Source organism: Staphylococcus simiae (assembly GCF_002902085.1).
GTDB lineage: Bacteria > Bacillota > Bacilli > Staphylococcales > Staphylococcaceae > Staphylococcus > Staphylococcus simiae.
The window spans coordinates 1-1,751 of sequence record NZ_PPQR01000081.1 but is presented as its reverse complement, the minus strand read 5'-3'; the positions used below and the strand labels follow the sequence as shown (position 1 = coordinate 1,751).

Here is a 1,751-nt window from a genome sequence, read left to right as displayed (position 1 = left end):
GTAACTGTAACGTTCCCAGACGGTACAACAGCGACAGGAACAGCAGATGAAGATGGTAACTATGTCGTAGATATTCCAACCAATGTTGACTTAAAAGGCGGCGAGACATTACCAGTAACATCAACCGATGAAGCAGGCAATGAATCATCTCCAGCAAGCACAGTTGTCACAGATACAACAGCGCCAACAGCACCAACGGTGAATCCAGTGACAAGTGAAGATACAACGATTACGGGTAAAGCCGAGCCAAACTCAACCGTAACTGTAACGTTCCCGGATGGAACGACAGCGACAGGAATAGCAGATGAAGATGGTAACTATGTCGTAGATATACCAACAAGTGTTGATTTAAAAGGCGGCGAGACATTACCAGTAACATCAACGGATGAAGCAGGAAATGAATCAAATCCAGCGAATACTGTGGTAACAGATACAACAGCGCCAACAGCACCAACGGTGAACCCAGTAACAAGTGAAGATACAACGATTACGGGTAAAGCGGAACCAAATTCAACAGTAACTGTAACATTCCCAGATGGCACAACAGCAACGGGAACAGCGGACGAAGATGGAAATTATGTCGTAGATATTCCAACCAATGTTGACTTAAAAGGCGGCGAAACATTACCAGTAACATCAACCGATGAAGCAGGTAACGTATCGGATCCAGCAAGCACAGTTGTCACAGATGCAACAGCACCGACAACACCAACGGTGAATCCAGTGACAAGTGAAGATAAGACCATTACAGGTAAAGCCGAACCCAACTCAACAGTGACCGTAACGTTCCCAGATGGAACAACAGCGACAGGCACAGCAGATGAAGATGGTAACTATGTCGTAGATATTCCAACTAATGTTGACTTAAAAGGTGGCGAGACATTACCAGTAACAGCGACAGATGAAGCAGGAAATGAATCACAACCGTCAAGTACAGTAGTGACAGATACGACAGCACCAATAGTTAAAGAAATCAATGATCAAACTAAAGAGGTTAACACTCCAATAGACGAAATTAAAATTGAAGCAGATGATGGTGCTGGGCATACTGTAACGAATAGTGTAAGTGGCTTGCCAGCAGGTGTAACATTTGATGAAAATACAAATACAATTAGTGGAAGCCCAACGATTGTAGGCACATATCCAGTGACTGTAACGACAACAGATGCCGAAGGAAACGCAACAGAGACGAAATTCACAATTACAGTGGTGGATACGACAGCACCAACGGTGAAAGCGATCGATGATCAAACAAAAGAAGTGAACACACCAATTGATAATATCGTCATTGATGGAAGCGATAATAGTGGTCAACCAGTGACAAATAGTGTGAGTGGCTTACCAGACGGTGTCACATTTGATTCAGAGACAAACATAATTAGTGGCAGTCCAACAACAGTAGGCACATATCCAGTGACTGTGACAACAACAGACGCCGAAGGTAATACAACAACAACAAAATTCACGATTACAGTCGTAGACACAACTGCGCCAACGGTGAAAGCTATCGATGATCAAACGAAAGAGGTCAACACACCGATTGATAATATCGTTATTGACGGCCAAGATAATAGTGGCCAGCCAGTAACGAACAGTGTGAGTGGTTTACCAGTAGGTGTGACGTTTGATGAAGCGACAAACACAATTAGTGGAAGCCCAACGACTGTGGGAACTTATCCAGTGACCGTGACAACAACAGACGCTGAAGGAAACACAACAGAGACGAAATTCACGATTACAGTGGTGGATAC

Annotated in this window: 1 protein-coding gene; it reads left to right on the top strand. The window is 43.9% G+C overall.

The window, feature by feature from the left end; genetic code table 11:
* On the top strand, positions 1-1,751 hold a 1,751-nt coding region (locus tag CD113_RS09975), incomplete at both ends, for an Ig-like domain-containing protein (protein WP_206167421.1).